General features: G+C 65.5%; 14 protein-coding genes. 6 read left to right on the top strand and 8 right to left on the bottom strand.

Annotated features, from left to right (window positions below; genetic code table 11):
• The 3 genes from ACTHJ1_RS00070 to kdpE all read left to right on the top strand — a co-directional run.
• The coding region (locus ACTHJ1_RS00070; RefSeq protein ID WP_440186166.1) for a DHCW motif cupin fold protein at positions 1-281 on the top strand (281 nt) is incomplete at its 5' end.
• 15 nt (positions 282-296) lie between these two features.
• Positions 297-3,026, top strand: coding sequence for a DUF4118 domain-containing protein (locus ACTHJ1_RS00065; protein ID WP_440186164.1), 2,730 nt, complete (start codon positions 297-299; stop codon positions 3,024-3,026).
• Positions 3,027-3,087: 61 nt separating this feature from the next.
• Positions 3,088-3,777, top strand: coding sequence for a two-component system response regulator KdpE (gene kdpE, locus ACTHJ1_RS00060; protein ID WP_440186162.1), 690 nt, complete (start codon positions 3,088-3,090; stop codon positions 3,775-3,777).
• 16 nt (positions 3,778-3,793) lie between these two features.
• On the opposite strand, the gene ACTHJ1_RS00055 is transcribed toward kdpE, so the two are convergent.
• From ACTHJ1_RS00055 to icd, 3 genes are all read right to left on the bottom strand, one after another.
• Positions 3,794-4,585 carry a TorF family putative porin gene (locus ACTHJ1_RS00055; RefSeq protein ID WP_440186160.1) on the bottom strand — a complete coding sequence of 264 codons (792 nt, stop codon included), beginning with the start codon at positions 4,583-4,585 and terminating at the stop codon, positions 3,794-3,796.
• Positions 4,586-4,799: 214 nt separating this feature from the next.
• On the bottom strand, positions 4,800-6,746 hold the full coding sequence (locus tag ACTHJ1_RS00050; RefSeq protein ID WP_440186158.1) for a putative bifunctional diguanylate cyclase/phosphodiesterase: 1,947 nt from the start codon (positions 6,744-6,746) through the stop codon (positions 4,800-4,802).
• Between the two features lie 36 nt (positions 6,747-6,782).
• A complete protein-coding gene (gene icd / locus ACTHJ1_RS00045; RefSeq protein WP_440186156.1) occupies positions 6,783-8,036 on the bottom strand; it encodes an NADP-dependent isocitrate dehydrogenase in 1,254 nt (417 codons plus the stop codon).
• Between the two features lie 65 nt (positions 8,037-8,101).
• Here icd and ACTHJ1_RS00040 point away from each other — a divergent pair, with 65 nt between their 5' ends.
• Positions 8,102-8,527 (top strand): DUF1841 family protein, encoded by a 426-nt coding sequence (locus tag ACTHJ1_RS00040; RefSeq protein WP_440186154.1) that lies wholly within the window; start codon positions 8,102-8,104, stop codon positions 8,525-8,527.
• Positions 8,528-8,551: 24 nt separating this feature from the next.
• On the opposite strand, the gene ACTHJ1_RS00035 is transcribed toward ACTHJ1_RS00040, so the two are convergent.
• Positions 8,552-9,385 carry a class II glutamine amidotransferase gene (locus ACTHJ1_RS00035; protein WP_440186152.1) on the bottom strand — a complete coding sequence of 278 codons (834 nt, stop codon included), beginning with the start codon at positions 9,383-9,385 and terminating at the stop codon, positions 8,552-8,554.
• 90 nt (positions 9,386-9,475) lie between these two features.
• On the opposite strand from ACTHJ1_RS00035, the gene ACTHJ1_RS00030 reads away from it, so the two are divergent.
• Positions 9,476-10,339, top strand: a complete 864-nt coding sequence (locus ACTHJ1_RS00030) for an AAA family ATPase (RefSeq protein ID WP_440186150.1) — start codon at positions 9,476-9,478, stop codon at positions 10,337-10,339.
• Between the two features lie 63 nt (positions 10,340-10,402).
• A complete protein-coding gene (locus ACTHJ1_RS00025; RefSeq protein WP_440186148.1) occupies positions 10,403-11,578 on the top strand; it encodes a vWA domain-containing protein in 1,176 nt (391 codons plus the stop codon).
• A 9-nt stretch (positions 11,579-11,587) separates the two neighbouring features.
• Here the strand turns inward: ACTHJ1_RS00025 and ACTHJ1_RS00020 are convergent, their stop codons facing one another.
• From ACTHJ1_RS00020 to nirB, 4 genes are read right to left on the bottom strand one after another with little or no spacing between them, the layout of a single operon-like run.
• Complete coding sequence (locus ACTHJ1_RS00020; protein WP_440186146.1) at positions 11,588-12,871, bottom strand: nitrate- and nitrite sensing domain-containing protein; 1,284 nt, start codon at positions 12,869-12,871, stop codon at positions 11,588-11,590.
• Between the two features lie 14 nt (positions 12,872-12,885).
• On the bottom strand, positions 12,886-13,719 hold the full coding sequence (cobA, locus tag ACTHJ1_RS00015) for a uroporphyrinogen-III C-methyltransferase (RefSeq protein WP_440186144.1): 834 nt from the start codon (positions 13,717-13,719) through the stop codon (positions 12,886-12,888).
• Complete coding sequence (nirD, locus tag ACTHJ1_RS00010) at positions 13,716-14,099, bottom strand: nitrite reductase small subunit NirD (RefSeq protein WP_440186142.1); 384 nt, start codon at positions 14,097-14,099, stop codon at positions 13,716-13,718. Before nirD ends, cobA begins: the two co-directional genes overlap by 4 nt.
• A complete protein-coding gene (gene nirB, locus ACTHJ1_RS00005; protein WP_440186140.1) occupies positions 14,096-16,660 on the bottom strand; it encodes a nitrite reductase large subunit NirB in 2,565 nt (854 codons plus the stop codon). Before nirB ends, nirD begins: the two co-directional genes overlap by 4 nt.
• Positions 16,661-17,227 lie beyond the last annotated feature (567 nt).

Here is a 17,227-nt window from a genome sequence, read left to right as displayed (position 1 = left end):
ACCCCGGAGAAACCGGCAAGGCCTATTGGCGCACGCAATACGTCGGCGACGCAGACAATAGACTTCGCGTGCGCATGGTCGAATACACCCCCGGCTATCTCGCCGACCACTGGTGCAGCAAGGGCCACATCCTCCTCTGCCTGGAAGGCCAGCTGGAAACCACGCTGAAGGACGGCCGCACCTTCACCCTCAAGCCCGGCATGAGCTATCAGGTGGGCGACGACGCCGAAGCGCATCGATCCCATACGCCGGCCGGCGCCAAGCTGTTCATCGTCGACTGACCATCCCATATCGCCATGGCAGCATCCGCCGACGCGCGCCCCGATCCCGACCAGTGGCTCAAGCAGCTGGACGACACCGAAAACGCCGCCCGCCGAGGCCGTCTGCGCATCTACTTCGGCGCCTCGGCCGGCGTCGGCAAGACCTACGCCATGCTCTCGGCCGCACGCGCGCAGCGCGAGCAGGGCGTCGACGTCGTCGCCGGCATCGTCGAGACGCACGGCCGGCGCGAGACCGCCGAGCTCATCGAAGGCCTGGAGTTTTTGCCGCCGCAATCCATCAGCTATCGCGACCGCACGCTGCAGGAATTCGACCTGCCCGGCGCGCTGCAGCGCAAGCCGCGCATCATCCTGGTCGACGAACTCGCGCATTCCAACGTTCCGGGCGCGCGCCACGCCAAACGCTGGCAAGACGTGGAAGAACTGCTCGACGCCGGCATCGACGTCTGGACCACGCTCAATGTGCAGCATCTGGACAGCCTTAACGAGGCGGTCGGCGGCATCACTGGCGTCAAAGTCTGGGAAACCGTGCCGGACGCCGTGTTCGATGCGGCAGACGAAGTCATCTTGGTGGACCTGTCGGCCGACGAGCTGCTGCGCCGCCTGAAAGAAGGACGAGTCTACCTGCCCGAACAGGCGCAGCGCGCAGGCAGCAACTTCTTTCGCAAGGGCAATCTCATTGCCCTGCGCGAACTGGCTCTGCGCCGCACGGCCGACCACGTCGACGACGACGTCAGGGCCTATCGCGACGAACGCGCCATCGAGCCTGTCTGGCGCACGCGCGAAACCGTGCTGGCCTGCATCGGGCCCGGGCCGCAGGCTGCGCACGTGGTGCGCAGCGCGCATCGTCTGGCACGCCAGCTCGAATGTGACCTGCACGTCATCACGGTGACCACGCCACGCATCGCGGCCCTGCCCCCGGCACGCCAGCTCCTGCTGGAACAGGCCATGGCGTTGGCCGAGCAACTGGGAGCGCGCATCGAGATCCTGGCCGGCGACAATCCTACCGAGGTCATCGCCCGCTACATCCGGCGGCACAACATCAGCAAGGCCGTCGTGGGCCGCGACGAATTGCGCAGCCGCTCGTCCGCCTGGATCGGCGCGCTTCTGGGCGGGGTATGGTCGCGCCGACGCGGCAGCCTGGCCGAAGCCCTGGTGCGCGCCTGCCCCGATGTGGACATTGTGCGCATCGCCGCGACCGCGGCGCCGGAGCCGCAGCGCGAGCTGGTCTCGCCCGAGCCCGACGAGGCCGCAGCGCCCGTCTCGCGCTACGGCTACGCCTGGGCCGCCATCTACTGCGCCATCGCCACGCTGGTCTCGAGCATTGCCTTCCCGGCACTGCACCAGACCAACATCGTCATGTTCTATCTGCTCGCCGTGGTGGCCGCGGCGCTGCGCCACGGCCGCGGCCCGGCGGCGCTGGCGGCGGCCGTCAGCGTCGGTCTGTTCGATTTCTTTTTCGTGCAGCCGTTGTGGTCCTTCGCGGTGTCGGACGTGCAGTATCTGCTGACCTTCGCCGTGCTGCTGGGCGTGGGCCTGCTCATCGGCCAGCTGACGGCCGGCCTGCGCGCGCAAGCCGAGAGCTCGGCCAAACGCGAGGCCGACACCCGCGGGCTGTACGAGTTCGCGCGCGAATTGTCCTCGGCGCTGCTGGCCGAACAGATCGTCGGGTCGGCCGAGAGTTTTCTCAAGGCCGCCTTCAATGCTCAAAGCGTGCTGTATGTGCAAAAACTGGACGATCAACTGCACATGGCGCCCAAACCGGTCGGGATGCCGGACCCCGATTCTGCGCTCGCGCAATGGGCTTTCGACCACGGTCAGGCTGCCGGCATCGGCACGACCACGCTCAGCAACAGCCCGATTCTTTATCTGCCGCTGCGCGCGCCCATGCGCGTGCGCGGCGTGCTGGCGCTGGACGCATCCAAGCGGGCGCTCTACGCCGAGCCGGAAACCCGGCGTCAGCTCGACGCCTATGCGACGCTCATCGCCATCGCGCTCGAACGCCTGCACTACGTCGAAGTGGCGCAGCAGGCCCTGGTCGGCATCGAATCCGAACGCCTGCGCAATTCGCTGCTGGCCGCGGTATCGCACGACCTGCGCACGCCTCTTACCGGCCTGATCGGCATGGCCGACACGCTGGCGCGCCACGCTGCCGAACTGCCCGCGCCGGCCCGGGAAACCGTGCAGGCCATGCGCGACCAGGCAAAGCGCATGCACGCCCTGGTCATCAACCTGCTCGACATGGCGCGCCTGCAGAGCCGCGAAACGCCGTTGCGGCGCGAATGGCAATCGATCGAAGAGCTGGTGGGCGCATCGCTGGCGTCCATGAAGGAAAGCCTGGCTGGCCGGCCGGTCATGGTGGACCGCCTGTCCGATCTGCCGCTGGTGGAATGCGATGGCGTGCTGATCGAGCGCGTGCTGTGCAATTTGCTGGAAAACGCCGCAAAATATACGCCGCCGGGCAGCCCCATCCACATCGGCGCGACAATGCACGGCCAGGCCCTGCAGGTTGCGGTCAGCGACCGCGGTCCAGGCGTGCCGCCGTCGGAGCGTGAGCGCATTTTCGAGAAATTCACGCGCGGTGCGAGCGAATCCTCCACGCCCGGCGTGGGCCTGGGCCTGGCCATCTGCCAAGCGATCCTGCAGGCGCATCGAGGCCGCATCTGGGTCGATACCGACTACCATCTAGGCGCACGCTTCGTGTTCTGCCTGCCCCTGGGAACACCGCCGGCCCTGGAACCCGAATAAGACCATATCCGCGCGCCGCGCTAACGATGCGCCCCGGCGGCGGAAAGCACCCGACATCACCATGTTCGACTATCGTCCCACCGTATTGCTGATCGAAGACGACGCCCATATCCGGCGCTTCGTGCACGACGCGCTCGCTGCGGAAGGCTGCGAGGTGTTCGAGGCCGACACCGTCAGGCGCGGCCTGATCGAAGCCGGCACGCGCCAGCCCGATGCCGTGGTATTGGACCTTGGCCTGCCCGATGCCGACGGCATGACGCTGATCCGCGAATTGCGCGGTTGGACCGATGTGCCCGTGCTGGTGCTGTCGGCCCGCGACCGGGAAACCGACAAGATCGCCGCGCTGGACGCGGGCGCCGACGACTATCTGAGCAAGCCGTTCGGCCTGGGCGAGCTGCTGGCGCGGCTGCGCGTGCTGCTGCGCCGGCACGCGCGCGATGCATCGAATGCGGCCGAGGTGGATTTCGGCGAGGTCCGCGTCGACCTGGCGCGGCGCATGGTCACGCGCGCCGGTCAACCGGTGCACCTGACCCAGATCGAATATCGGCTGCTGGTCACCCTGCTGGCGCATCGCGGCAAGGTGCTGACGCACCGCGAACTGCTGCGCGAGGTGTGGGGTCCCTCTCACGTAGAAAGCAACCACTACCTGCGCATCTACATGGGCCATCTGCGGCAGAAACTGGAAGCCGACCCCGCTCAGCCCGTCCATCTGCTGACCGAGATCGGCGTAGGCTACCGCTTCGCAGCCTGACCGCCAGACCGCCGGATCAGAAGGTTTTGGCGATCGAGGCGACGACGGCGGCGCCGCCCAGGTATTGGCCCTGCGGACTGGTGTAGACGGCGTGGCGCGCATTGGTCTGCATATATGCCAGCGCGGCGCTCCAGCCCTGGCTCAGATCCTTGGTCACGCCCAGTTTCCAATCCAGGTAAGAGCCGGCGGCGACGTTGCGCACGTACTGATAGCCGACGTGCGAGTTCACCGTCAACCCCCAGACGCCGGTGTCGTAGTTGTCGCTCAGATCGAAGTACTGGCTGTGCTGGCTGTTGGCCGCACCGAACAGGTTGCTCGTGGCGTAAGCGTATTTGAACGTGAGGGACTTGTAGGTCAGGGCGCCGTACAGTTCGGTGGTGTTGGGGCTGACCGTGCCATCCGGATAGTTGCCGAAATACTGGTAACGCAGCACGCCCAGGTCGTAGCTCCAGTCGCCGTTGATGCTGTTCTTGTAGCCGCCGTAGAAGTCGGTTTCCACCGGCGCGCTGATCTGGCTGTTGCTGTTGCCCAGCCAGCGGATGGTCGAATCCCAGTTGCCCAGGTAAAAGCCGCTTTTGTGGGTGAAATCCAGGCCGCCCGAGACCGCAGGGTAGCCGGCCGACTGCATCAGGCCGCGATAGCGGTACTGACTGGCCAGGCCGATATTGGGAACCAGCGTGTAGTCCGGCTGCGCGGCCTGCGGAGCCTTGGCGGTGTCGTCGGCCCAGCTGGGAAACGACAGTACGGCGAGCAGAAATCCCGCGCTCAGACTGGCGCGGCGCGTACGGGTACGGGAGAGGAGCAGCATGGAGAGTCTTCCTTGTCGATCGGCTGAAGGACAAGGTGCGGATGCACCCTGACATATACCTTTAAGCAATCGGCATGCCAGTTCTGCATTCCCTGTAAACACCGTCGATCCGGAGCGGGTCGGTGCGCGAAGTGCCAGGAAGGTGCCCTATCCGGCCGCATCGTGCACTGGCACGGTGTCGTCTTAGCACCGGCATGGCATCGGGTCGGGCGGATTACCCCTCCACCGCCCCGAGCAGCCTGCTCTCGGAGGCGGCTATTCGCGCGGCGTCCGTCTCGCTCGGCGCGGGACGGCCCAGGAAATATCCCTGCACCTCCATGCAGCCTTTCTGCGTGACGCAAACCAGTTGCTCGGCCGTCTCGACGCCCTCCGCCACGGTGGTCACCCCCAGACTCTTGCCCAGGTCTGCGATGGCCTGTACCACGGCCGCGCAGTCGGAGCGCTCCAAGGCGTCGCGCACGAAGGAGCCGTCGATCTTGATTTTGTCGAAAGGAAAAATGCGCACATGGGCCAGCGACGAGAAACCCGTGCCGAAGTCGTCCAACGCAATGCGAACGCCCATTTCCCGGATCTCGCGCAGATCGGCCGCCACGGCGCCGTCGTCCCGCAGCAAGGCGGTTTCGGTCACCTCGATCTCCAGGCGGGAAGACTCCAGCCCCGATTCGGCAATGGCCGCGGCAATGGCCGGCACCATGGTTCCGCGGCCCAGCTGCACCGCCGAGACGTTGACCGCGACGCGCGCGCCGTCGCGCCAGTGCATGGCCTCGCGGCATGCCTGCCGCAATACGAACCGTCCGATCTGGTCGATCAAACCGCTGCCCTCGGCGATCAAAATGAATTCCTGGGGCGATACCCAGCCGCGCCTCGGGCTGTGCCAACGCATGAGCGCCTCCCTGGCCGTGACCTGCTGCGATGCGATGTCGACGATAGGCTGGTAGAACACGAAAAGATCCTGCTCGTCCTGCAGCGCGGCTTGCAGCTCGGTCTCCAGTCGCAGGCGCTCGCGCGCGCTGTTTTCCATCTCCGCCGTGAACAGGCGGACGGTTCCCTTGCCGGCAGCCTTGGCCGCGTAAAGCGCCATGTCGGCGCGCGCCAGCAGGGCAGCTGCGGTTTCGCCGCGACGAGCGGTCAATACGCATCCGACCGACGCGCCGATGCGCACCTGGGCATCTTTTTCGAGAACGTAAGGCGCCGACAGCGCATCCACCAGGCGCGCCGCCATGCTTCCCGCCTCCTTCTCGCCGGTATCGCGCAAAAGCGCCGCGAACTCATCGCCGCCTATCCGGCCCAACGACATGCCCTGCGCATGCCGGCATTGCGCATCGAGCCGCCTGGCGACCTGCCGCAGCAGCTCGTCGCCGGCATAGTGGCCTCGTCCGTCGTTGATGAACTTGAACCCGTCCAGGTCGATGTACAGCAGGCCCAGCGTTCCTTCGGAATCGGCAAGGCTGCGTTCGAGCTGCTCGAGAAAAGACGCGCGGTTCGGCAGGCCCGTGAGCGCGTCCTGATGTGCCAGCCGACGTATGCGCTCTTCGGCCCTAAGCCCGTCGACCATGTCGATGAACGCCCGGTAATTGCTGAAAACCAGGATCATGAACATGATCGAAGCCAGGCCCATATTCAGCGCAACGGCGATCAGCGTGAGGTTGCCCGTCGAGACAAAATAAATCACGAACTCCAGGTTCACGATGGCGATCATGATGATCGCGGCCGATCTCAGCTGTCTCAGGCTGAAGACATACCCCATGGCGGTGATCGCCATGTAGAAGGCCACATGCGCTTTGGCATAGGCGTCGCCATAGGAAAACATGCATAGCGCCCAGGCCGTGAATACGATGGCCACGGGAACGGCCAGCCGGTTCGCACGCAGGACCATTCGGCGCGCCGTCTCGATGGTCGGGGTCTTCCGGCAGGCCCTGCTCCATTGCAGGATCCGTGTCGCGCTCAGCAGGGTCAGCAGCGCGGGCGCGGCTACCGTCAGCCACCGCGGCGCATACGCCATGTGCGTCAGCGCCACCATCCAGGTGCCGGATATGAAGATCAGGTGCATCACCGGGAGCTGCTGCGCGAGCGCCCGGTATTGCGCCATCAGGATGTCGGCGCGATCCAGCGGGACGGTGACGAGGCCGACCGCGTCCGCCAGCAATTTCCTCGGTGTCATGGCTCCGTGTCTTGGACCGTGCGGGCGCGGCGGCGCCTACATATTGGCGATCATCGCCCGGCCGAAGCCCGAGCACGACACCTGCTCCGCACCCGGCATCAGGCGCGCGAAATCGTAGGTCACGTTTTTGGCCAGGATGTTCTTTTCCATGCTGTGGATGATGAGCTCGGCCGCCTCGAACCAGCCCATGTGGCGCAGCATCATCTCGGCAGCCAGGATCTGCGAACCCGGGTTGACGTAGTCTTTGCCGGCGTACTTGCGCGCCGGACCGTGCGTGACCTCGAACACCGCCACCGAGCCGGACATGTTCGCGCTGGGCGCAATGCCGTGGCCACCCACCTGGGCCGCCACGGCATCGGAGATATAGTCGCCCGTCAGGTTCATCGTGGCGATCACGTCGAACTCGGTCGGGCGCAGCAGCACACGCTGCATGAACGCGTCGGTCAGGACGTCCTTGACGATGATGTCGCGTCCCGTGCGCGGATTCTTGATGCGGCACATGGGGCCCTTGTCGATCAGGCGCGCGCCGAATTCGCTGACGGCCAGGGCATAGCCCCAGTCGCGGAAGCTGCCTTCGGTGAACTTCATGATGTTGCCCTTGTGCACCAGCGTCACCGAGCTGCGGTCGTGGTCGATCGCATACTGAATAGCCTGGCGCACCAGGCGCTCCGACCCTTCGCGCGAGATGGGCTTGATGCCGACGGCCGAGCTGTCGGGAAAACGCAGCGTTGCGCCCAGCTCGTTCTGCAGCAGGGCGATCAGGCGCTTGGCTTCGCCCGACTGCGCCGCGTATTCGATACCGGCGTAGATGTCTTCGGAGTTTTCGCGGAACACGACGATGTCGGTCTTTTCGGGTTCGCGCACCGGCGAGGGCACGCCCTTGATGTAGCGCACCGGCCGCAGGCAAACATAAAGGTCGAGCTTCTGGCGCAGCGCCACGCTCAGGGAACGGATGCCGCCGCCTACCGGCGTGGTCAGCGAACCCTTGATCGCCAGGGTGTACTCGCGGATCGCGTCCAGGGTCTCGTCGGGCAGCCAGTTGCCCTCGCCATAGACTTGCGTGGCCTTCTCGCCGGCGTAGACTTCCATCCAGTGAATCCGGCGGCGGCCGCCGTAGGCCTTGTCCACAGCCGCGTCGACCACCGCACGCATCACGGGGCTGATGTCCACCCCCACGCCATCGCCTTCGATAAAGGGAATCACGACCTGATCCGGTACGGCAAGCGACTGGTCGGCATTGACGGTGATCTTGCGGCCCTCGGCGGGGACCTTGATATTCTGGTACGGCATGCGGCTGGCTCCGGTATGGTCGGGGACAATTCTATAGAATATAGCCTGTACCGCAGGACTTCCTCATGTTCAATCCTTCACGCGATCAAGTTCGCGAATTTTTCGTCGAGACCTGGCGCAAGCATCGCGCCAACGAGGTGCTGACCCCGCTGGAATCGATGGCGCTCGACTGGGTGATCGAACACCCCGAATACCACGCCGACCTCGAAAGCCCCGAGGCCAGCCAGGCCGAGTATCCGGTCGAAAAGGGCCGCACCAATCCCTTTTTGCACTTGTCGATGCATCTGGCCATCGCCGAGCAACTTTCCATCGACCATCCGCGCGGCATACGCGCCGCGTATCAAAAGCTGGTCAATCGCAGCGACGCCCACCAGGCCGCGCACGACATCATGGAATGCCTGGGCCAGGTGGTATGGGAGGCTCAGCGGCTGGGCACGCCGCTCGACAGCGAAGCCTATATCGAGCTGATCCGCCAGCGCGCCGAGCGCTGATCGCCGGACTGCCGGCCCGGCCCTCTAAGGCTCGACCGGCGTGAACGACAGGTAATCGATCTGCTTGCCGCGCACGACGACCGCCGTGGCCTCGGGCACCTGGGCCCATGCCTGCGGCAGATCGATGAGCGGTTCCGAGACGATCAGATACGCGTTGTCGCCCGCGGCCGCGATATGCGAGTCGTCGGGGTAGAGTTCGTAGAAATGCTTGAACGAGGTGCTGTGATAAAGCGAAGCCGACTTGCCTTCGCTCGAATAGCGCACCGCCACCAGCTGTTCGCCGTCGCTCGCGCACACGGTCATTCTGACCGGATGCGCAATGCCCTGCCGACGCGCCGTGGCCTCGATGAACCCCACCATGCGCGCCAGCGCCGATACCGGATCCTGTTCCAGCCCGAAGGTCATGGCGAGATGGAACATCGCCTCCGAGTCGGTCGATCCCTCCAGCGAATTGAAGCGGTCGGGATCGATCGCCACCAGCAGATCGCGGCGCACGAGCGGAAAGTTCTCGACCAGTCCGTTGTGCACGAACATCCAGCGTCCGTGGCGAAACGGGTGGCAGTTGGTTTGCTGCACCGGCGTATGCGTGGCCGCGCGTATGTGAGCCAGGAACATGGGCGCCGCCACGGCGCGCGACAGCTCGCGCAGGTTATGGTCGTTCCAGGCCGGCTGCACGCTGCGGTAGCGAAAAGGCGGGTCGAACGGCTTCTGATACCAGCCGATGCCGAAGCCGTCGCCGTTGGTGGTCGTCGCGCCGAGCCGCGAATGCAGACTCTGGTCGATCAGCGAATGATGCGCGCGGAACAGCAGCGTTTCCAGGTGGACGGGGTTGCCCGTATAGGCCAGCCAGCGACACATGATGCTCTCCTTTGCGCCAGGATCCGGTGTAGCGGAGCGCCCGCGCCATGGGCGCTATGATAGGCGGAAACTTTAACATCGCACCTGTCCATGCAGAACACCTCCGCAATCCGTTTCGAAGGCACCGACCGCTACGTCGCCACCGACGACCTCAAGCTGGCCGTGAACGCGGCGCTGACCCTGCAGCGTCCGCTGCTCATCAAGGGCGAGCCCGGCACCGGCAAGACCATGCTGGCCGAAGAAGTGGCTCGCGCCCTGGGCCGGCCGCTGCTGCAATGGCACATCAAGTCCACCACCAAGGCGCAGCAGGGCCTGTACGAATACGATGCCGTCTCGCGCCTGCGCGACTCGCAGCTGGGCGACGAGAAGGTGCGCGACATCCGCAACTACATCGTGCAGGGCACGCTGTGGCAGGCCTTCGAATCCGATCAGCCCGTGGTGGTGCTGATCGACGAGATCGACAAGGCCGACATCGAGTTCCCCAACGATCTGCTGCGCGAGCTCGACCGCATGGAGTTCCACGTGTACGAGACTCGCCAGACGGTGCAGGCCAGGCACCGTCCGCTGCTCATCATCACCTCCAACAACGAGAAAGACCTGCCCGACGCCTTTCTGCGCCGCTGCTTCTTTCACTACATCCGCTTCCCCGATCGCGACACGATGCGCGACATCGTCGCGGTGCACTATCCCGACATCAAGGCCGACGTGCTGCGCGCGGCGCTCGACACATTCTTCGCCCTGCGCGAAGCGCCCGGCCTGAAGAAAAAGCCGTCCACCTCGGAGCTGCTTGACTGGCTGCGCCTGCTGCTGGCCGAGGGCGCGAGCGCGGAACAGATCGACGCGCATGCCGCGGCAGCCGTGCCCATGCTGGCCGGCGCTCTGCTCAAGAACGAACAGGACATGCAGCTGCTCGATCGTCTGGCCGCCATGACGCGCAACACGCAGCGGCGCTGAGCCCGGGGCGCGTCATGCCGACCTCTTTGTTCACCGCACGCCTCGCAGCACGGTGGAACTGACATGCTGACCGACTTCTTCTACCACCTGCGCGAGCATCGCTTGCCGGTATCGGTGCAGGAGTACCTGACGCTGCTGGAAGCCTTGCGCGCCGACGGTCTCATGACGCCCACGCTGGACGATTTCTACTTCCTGGCGCGCGCGGCGCTGGTCAAGGACGAAACCCTGTACGATCGCTACGATCAGGCCTTCGGCGCCTATTACCGCGGTATTGCCGCGCAGTTGCCGTCCGACAAGGAAATCCCGCTGGACTGGCTCGTCAAACAATTCGAAAAAAGCCTTACGCCCGAGGAAAAAGCCGCCATCGAGAAGCACGGCTGGAGCAAGCTCATGGAGCTGTTCAAGCAGCGCCTGGAAGAGCAGAAGGAACGCCACGCCGGCGGCAGCAAGTGGGTCGGCACGGGCGGCACGTCGCCTTTCGGCAATGGCGGCTACCACCCGGAAGGCATCCGCGTGGGCGGCCAGTCGGCCGGCAACCGCACGGCAGTGAAAGTGTGGGACATGCGCCAGTTCCGCGACTATGACGACCAGGTCGAACTGGGCACGCGCAATTTCAAGGTGGCCTTGCGCCGCCTGCGGCGCTTTGCGCGCGAGGGCGGCGACCTGGAGCTGGACCTGGACGACACCATCGCCAGTACGGCCCGCAACGCGGGCTGGCTGGATTTGCGCCTGGTGCCCGAGCGGCACAACAGCGTGAAGGTGTTGATGCTGCTGGACGTGGGCGGCAGCATGGACGATCACATCGCGCGGGTGGAGGAGCTGTTCTCGGCGGCGCGCAGCGAATTTCGCAATCTCGAGGTCTACTACTTCCACAACTGCCCCTACGACAGCCTGTGGCAGAGCAACCGTCGGCGCCGCGAGGAACGTTTCGACACCTGGGACATTCTGCGGCGCTACAACGACGATTGGCGGCTCATCATCGTGGGCGACGCCACGATGAGCCCCTACGAGATCCTGCAGCCGGGCGGCAGCGTCGAATACAACAACAAAGAAGCCGGCGCGGTGTGGATGCGCCGGCTGCTCGATGCCTGGCCGAAATCGGTCTGGCTCAATCCCGAGCCGTCGAACTACTGGCAGTACCGCCAGTCGATCGCGCTGATGCACGACATCATGCAGGGCAGGATGTATCCGGTCACGGTGGCAGGCCTGGAACAGGCCATGCGCTTTCTGTCCAAGTGACCCGCGGCCTCAAGTCACGTCTTCCGATGCCAGCAATCGGCGCGCAAGCTCTCCCAGGGCGATGCCGCGGTCCATGGCGACGCGCAGCAGGCGGTCGTGCGCGGCCTGCTCCGACAGGCCCTGCTGCCTGACCAGCAGCCATTTGGCCTGCTCGACCAGCCGTCGTTCATCGAGCGTACCGCGCAGCTGTGCAAGCTCGCCGCCGGTGCGACGCAGATGCAGCGCCTGCGCCTGCAGCATGTCTAGCACCGAGAGTTCCATGTCATGCGCCAGACCGTCAGGCAACGGCGCTTCGATCGACCTGGGCTGAATGTCGAATACCGTGGCCGACGCCGCGTCGTTCGCGGTATCGGCAAAGCGACTGAGCAGCAATTGATGATCGCCCAGCTCTTCCCGGGCGCGGGCGATGCACTCCCGGCACCGCAGCGCCAGCGTGTCGGTCAGGTGCTGTTCGATGCGGCGCATGGCATCGATGCACGCGGTACAGACCTCGTACCATAGCTCGGCCAAGCCGGAATCGACCGGGGCGTCCGGCGACGTCTTCAGCAAAATCTCCCTGAGCCTATGCACCGATTCGACGGCTTGCTGCATGTCCTGCCACATGCGCAACGCCTGCGCATCGGCGAACCGGACGAAAGACTCGAAGGCGCGCCGCTGGCTCTCGGCCAGGCTCGACAACTGCGCTTTCGAGGCCTGATCGCAATAACCGGTTTTGTAGCCCATGGCGCCCAGCGCCCGCTCCTGTCCACGCGACTCCTTGCCCTGCATGAAATTGAACAACGCCACGAGGGCTCGGGTCACGTCGGGATCCAGTGCGGAGTCGGCCGCCTCGAACACCAGCGAGAGCAGACAGGCGATGATCTGCGTGAACCGCAGGCCCGCTTCCTGCGGCGTCAGCTTGCGCTCGCGCACCCGCCAACGCAGATCGGGCATCCCATCCAGCCGATGCAGTGCATGGCTGATGCAATGCAGCAGACGGGTTTTGTCGGCGCAGCGCAGCGCGGCGGGTTCGAGATCCAGCAGGAATCGCCGCGCCTGGGTTTCGATCCCCTCCGCGTCGCTGCGCAGCCCGATAAGCTCGGCCGGCAGTTGCGCCGGCGAGCCCGAGAGAAACAGCGTCGAATAACCGCGCTCTTTTTGCAGGGCGTGCACCAGCCGACTCACGTGTCCGACCAGAACGGACGTGCTGGTCAGCGCCTCCAGTCCCTGCAATTGGGACTGCCGCGCGGCAAGAAGAAACTTCAACGTCGCGGCGGACATGTGCGGCTTGGGCATGGCGTGCGACCCGTTCATGGCATGCAGGGAAATCAGGCCCGACGCAGCAGCATGCGCGCGGACTCGTCGTAGGCATCGTCGCCGCGTTCGGCGGCTCCGCTGCGCACCGCATGCGCCACGACGTCGCCGATGACCAGAACGGCCGGGCTGCGCAGACCGAAGCGGGCGGCATCGTCGGCCAGGCCGTTCAAGGTGCTCGAACACTCGCGCTGGCGCGGCAGCGTGGCGTTTTCCACCATCGCCACAGGCGTGGCGCCGGGCATGCCGCCGGCCAGCAATTGCGCGCGGATGTCTTCCAGGCGGGTCGCGCCCATATAGACCACCAGCGTAGTGCCGCCGGTGGCCAGGGAAGACCAGTCCGGCGTGCTGCCGTCCTGCGCATGCGCGGTGATCAGTGTGACGCCGCGGGCCACGCCGCGCAGCGTCACCGGAATGCCGCACGCGGCGGCAGCGGCAAAGCCCGCCGTCACGCCGTTGACGATTTCGCAGGCGATGCCGTACTGCGCAAGCCAGCGGGCTTCCTCCCCCGCACGGCCGAACACGCACGGGTCCCCGCCTTTCAGGCGAACCACGAGCCGGCCCTGCCGGGCATGGCGCAGCATCAGGCGCAGGATGAAATTCTGCGGCGTGGAACGGCACCCGCCGCGCTTGCCCACTTTTACCACCCGGGCCTGCGGGCAATATTCCAGCACCTCGGGCGCCACGAGGTCGTCCACCAGCACGACTTCGGCCCGCCTCAAGGCCTTGACCGCCTTGAGCGTGAGCAATTCGGGATCGCCGGGGCCCGCGCCGACCAGCCAGACTTTGCCTTGTTTCGCCGTTCGGCCGTCAGAGGTCGAATGCACGACGCGAAGATCTTCTTTCATGCGGCCTCCTGGAAACGGGCATCGACGCGCGCGGCGATCTCCACGATGTCGCCGGTGAATCGCGCAGGCCAGACAGGCAGGCGTTGTTCCGCGTATTCCGCGCAACTGCCGTCGTCCAGGCGAAAATGCTGCTTGTACAGCGGCGAGGCGACGACGAGGCGACCGGCCAGATGGCCGACGATGCCGCGCCCGATGACGTTGGCGCCCGACTGTGGATCGCAGTTGCCGACGGCGTAGATCTGCTGTCCCTCCGGCGCTCGCGGCAGATAGAACAACGCCACCTGCTCGCCGTCGAGCAGCGCCACCACGCCGGAGTCGGCCACCAGATCGCCGCGCGTGCAGACCGAACGCCAGGTCGAGTTTTGAAGTTGCGTATTCATAGCGCGATCTCCTCGATTCGAATGACGGTCGATGCAGGCGTCGCGTCGGCGGGTTTCTTCTGGCCCCGCTCCGGCACGAAGCGGATATCCGGATCGCCGCCCCGGGCGTTGACGAACGTGCGAAAGCGCTTGAGCTTTTCCGGGTCCTTGAGCGCATTGGCCCATTCGCATTCGTAGCGGTCGACCACGGACTGCATCTGCGCCTCGAGCTCTTGGGCCAGGCCCAGGCTGTCGTCGATGATCACGGCCTTGAGATAGTCGAGCCCGCCTTCCAGCGATTCGCGCCACACCGACGTGCGCTGCAGCTTGTCGGCCGTGCGGATGTAGAACATGAGGAAACGGTCGATGTAGCGCACCAGCGTCGCATCGTCCAGATCGGTGGCGAACAGTTCGGCGTGACGCGGACGCATGCCGCCGTTGCCGCAGACATAGAGGTTCCAGCCCTTGTCGGTGGCGATGACGCCGATGTCCTTGCTCTGGGCTTCGGCGCATTCGCGCGTGCAGCCGGACACGGCGAACTTCAGTTTGTGCGGCGAACGCAGCCCCTTGTAGCGGTTCTCCAGGTGCAGGGCCATCTGCACGCTGTCCTGCACGCCGTAGCGGCACCAGGTGCTGCCCACGCACGACTTCACCGTTCGGGTCGACTTGCCGTAGGCATGGCCGGTCTCGAAGCCGGCGGCGATCAGCTCGGCCCAGATGTCGGGCAGTTCGTGCAACTGCGCGCCGAACAGATCGATGCGCTGGCCGCCGGTGATCTTGGTGTAGAGCTGATACTTCTTGGCCACGTTGCCGATGGCGATGAGGCCTTCGGGCGTGATCTCGCCGCCGGGGATGCGCGGCACCACCGAATAGGTGCCGTTCTTCTGCATATTGGCCATGAAGGTGTCGTTGGTGTCTTGCAGCGGCACCAAGGACGGATCCTGGATCGGCCGGTTCCAGCACGAGGCCAGAATGGAAGCCACGGTCGGTTTGCAGATGTCGCAGCCCACCTGGCCGCGACCATGCCGCGCCAGCAGGGTGTCGAAATCTTCGATGCTTTCGACGCGCACGATGCCGTAGAGCTCCTGACGGGTATAGGCAAAGTGCTCGCACAAGCTGCGGTCCACCGCCACGCCGCGCGCCGCGAGCTCATGCTCGAACACCTGCTTGAGCAGGGCCGAGCAGCCGCCGCAACCCGTGGAGGCTTTGGTGCAGGCCTTGATGCCTGCCAGATCAGTGCAACCGCCGTCGATGGCGTCGCAGATCGCGCCCTTGCTCACGTTGTGGCACGAGCAAATGGTGGCCGCGGCGGGCAAGGCGTCGGCGCCCAGTGCAGGCCGGCCCGCGCTGGCAGGCAGGATGAGGCTCGCCGGATCGGCCGGCGGCGCGATGCCGTTCTGCACGTATTGCAGCAGCGTGTCGTAGTAGCTGTTGTCGCCCACCAGCACCGCCCCCAGCACGCGCCTGCCGTCTTCCGACACGACCAGGCGGCGATAGGAAGCGCCGGCCTCGTCGATGAAGCGGTAGCTGCGCGAGCCCGGCGTGCGGCCGTGCGCGTCGCCGATCGAGCCCACATCGACGCCCAGCAGCTTGAGCTTGGTGGACATGTCGGCGCCCTGGAACGGTTGCGCCGGCGCGCCGCACAGCTCGGCAGCCACGGTGCGCGCCATCTGGTAGCCCGGTGCGACCAGGCCGAAAACCTGGCCGTTCCATGCGGCGCATTCGCCGATCGCGTAGATGTGCTCGTCGCTGGTGCGGCAATGGTCGTCGATCGCCACGCCGCCGCGTTCGAACTGCTTGAGCCCAGCCGTGCGCGTGATGCCGTCGCGCGGGCGGATGCCGGCCGAGAACACGATGAGGTCGGTTTCCAGCCATTCGCCTTCGGTGGCGAAGTTCATGCGGTAGCGGTAGTAGGCGCCGTCGCGGATATTGAGCGTCGAACGCGACAGGTGGACGCGCACCCCCAAGGCCTCGATGCGGGCCTTCAAGGCCGCTCCGCCCTCGTCGTCGAGCTGCGCAGGCATCAGCCGCGGCGCGAACTCGACGACGTGCGCCTCCAAGCCCAGAAGCTTGAGGGCATTGGCTGCCTCCAGCCCCAGCAGGCCGCCGCCCACCACCACCCCGCGCCGCGCGCCGCGGGTTGATTCGCGTATCAGGTCCAGGTCTTCGAGGGTGCGGTAGACCAGCCTGGACGTGCCCTCGGCGCCCTCCACCGGCGGCACGAACGGAAAGGAACCTGTGGCGATTACCAGTTTGTCGTAGGCTTGGCTGCCCGCGTCGGTGATCACCATCCGGTTTTTGCGGTCGATCTTGCGCACAGGCGTACCCAGATGCAGCGTCACGCCGGGCCGCCGATAGATGCCGGCATCGCCCAAGGCCATCGACTCGGCATCGCGTCCGCTCAGGTATTCGGAAAGATGCACGCGATCGTAGGCGCGGCGCGGCTCCTCGCCGAAGACATGGATCTGGTACCGATCCAGCGCGCCCAGTTCGAGCAGCTGTTCGACACAGTAATGGCCGACCATGCCGTTGCCGACGATGACCAGCGAAGGCAGCGGAGAAGTTGCAGGCGTCGTATTCATACAGTTCAAGACTTTTCCGGGGTTGAAAAAGCAAACGGCGCCCGCGGCCTTATGCAAGCCAGGGCGCCGTCGCCGGAATCTCACGAGTTGTGGCCGGGCGCGGGAACGCACACTGGCAGACATCTACAAGCAAATGGCATGCCAGATTCGCGTTATCCGGAAAATCCCGCGTCAGCCCCGTACGCCCCAGCCGGACCCGCATCACCGCCTCCCGCAGGGCGACGTCGATCGTGCACTTGTGCGGTGCAATATCCGCACCACGATCGCATCGAATCGATGCGGTCCGCACCCAAATGAGCCGCCCCGGCGCCACTCGGCCCGACCCTTTCGGGATAGGCACAGAGGGATATCCACACGGCTCCCCCAGCGCTGCGGCTGCCTGGCACGATGATTGCTTGATGTAGATCGGACAGGTCCAAAGCGGACTTGTCCCACAACCTAACAGCACGGCCTTTCACCGGCCGTGCCGGGCAATGGCGCCCCAGCGCACCCGATCGATCCGGTGCGCCGGGGCGCCCTTTTCATTTTAAGGAGCAAGATGCCAGGTCCGAGTAAGCCAAACCCCTC

The sequence above is a fragment of the Bordetella sp. genome (assembly GCF_051960075.1).
GTDB lineage: Bacteria > Pseudomonadota > Gammaproteobacteria > Burkholderiales > Burkholderiaceae_B > Bordetella.
Note: the sequence above shows the minus strand (reverse complement) of the source record. Positions and strands in the feature narration are given on the sequence as shown.

Coding starts and splice junctions, on each gene's coding strand:
- nirB (WP_440186140.1), bottom strand. CDS start 16,660: ATGAATACGACGCCTGCAACTTCTCCGCTGCCTTCGCTGGTCATCGTC.
- ACTHJ1_RS00030 (WP_440186150.1), top strand. CDS start 9,476: ATGCAGAACACCTCCGCAATCCGTTTCGAAGGCACCGACCGCTACGTC.
- ACTHJ1_RS00055 (WP_440186160.1), bottom strand. CDS start 4,585: ATGCTGCTCCTCTCCCGTACCCGTACGCGCCGCGCCAGTCTGAGCGCG.
- ACTHJ1_RS00040 (WP_440186154.1), top strand. CDS start 8,102: ATGTTCAATCCTTCACGCGATCAAGTTCGCGAATTTTTCGTCGAGACC.
- ACTHJ1_RS00025 (WP_440186148.1), top strand. CDS start 10,403: ATGCTGACCGACTTCTTCTACCACCTGCGCGAGCATCGCTTGCCGGTA.
- ACTHJ1_RS00065 (WP_440186164.1), top strand. CDS start 297: ATGGCAGCATCCGCCGACGCGCGCCCCGATCCCGACCAGTGGCTCAAG.
- ACTHJ1_RS00020 (WP_440186146.1), bottom strand. CDS start 12,871: ATGAACGGGTCGCACGCCATGCCCAAGCCGCACATGTCCGCCGCGACG.
- nirD (WP_440186142.1), bottom strand. CDS start 14,099: ATGAATACGCAACTTCAAAACTCGACCTGGCGTTCGGTCTGCACGCGC.
- ACTHJ1_RS00035 (WP_440186152.1), bottom strand. CDS start 9,385: ATGTGTCGCTGGCTGGCCTATACGGGCAACCCCGTCCACCTGGAAACG.
- ACTHJ1_RS00050 (WP_440186158.1), bottom strand. CDS start 6,746: ATGACACCGAGGAAATTGCTGGCGGACGCGGTCGGCCTCGTCACCGTC.
- icd (WP_440186156.1), bottom strand. CDS start 8,036: ATGCCGTACCAGAATATCAAGGTCCCCGCCGAGGGCCGCAAGATCACC.
- cobA (WP_440186144.1), bottom strand. CDS start 13,719: ATGAAAGAAGATCTTCGCGTCGTGCATTCGACCTCTGACGGCCGAACG.
- kdpE (WP_440186162.1), top strand. CDS start 3,088: ATGTTCGACTATCGTCCCACCGTATTGCTGATCGAAGACGACGCCCAT.